At 68.1% G+C, this 442-nt stretch carries 1 protein-coding gene; it reads right to left on the bottom strand.

Annotated features, from left to right (window positions below; all coding sequences use genetic code 11):
- Positions 1 to 118 precede the first annotated feature (118 nt).
- The coding region (locus tag C1631_RS25590) for a (2Fe-2S)-binding protein (RefSeq protein WP_228441539.1) at positions 119 to 442 on the bottom strand (324 nt) is incomplete at its 5' end.

The raw sequence follows: 442 nt of genomic DNA, 5'->3' as shown, positions 1-442 counted from the left end.
CGGTCCGAGAGCGGGAGGGCGGGCAGCAGGGCGCCAATGCCGCCGAGGATGCCGCGGCGTCTGACATTGTCGATCAGGACCGGGCCGGCGGCGTTCAGCGAGGCGAGGAGTTCGGCCATCAGCTTGGCTTGGTAAATAACAGGCGATCTCCCTTGGTGGCGGGCGCCTGACCGGCAGCCTGATGGATCGCGGCGCGGATGCGCGGATAGGTGCCGCAGCGGCAGATGTCGCCGCTCATGTTCTCGTCGATCTGCTGATCGGTCGGCTTCGGGCTGTCCTTGAGGAGGGACGCCGCCTGCATGATCTGGCCGGTCTGGCAGTAGCCGCACTGGGCGACGTTGAGGTCGCGCCACGCCACCTGAACCGGGTGGTTGCCGTCGGGCGAGAGCCCCTCGATTGTCGTGATCTCCTGGCCTTCCGCCGCGGAGACGGGGGTGATGCA

This window comes from Chryseobacterium phosphatilyticum (assembly GCF_002899825.2).
Classification (GTDB): Bacteria; Bacteroidota; Bacteroidia; order Flavobacteriales; family Weeksellaceae; genus Chryseobacterium; species Chryseobacterium phosphatilyticum.
The sequence above is the reverse complement of the archived record's forward strand: the minus strand, read 5'-3'. Positions and strand labels throughout refer to the sequence as shown.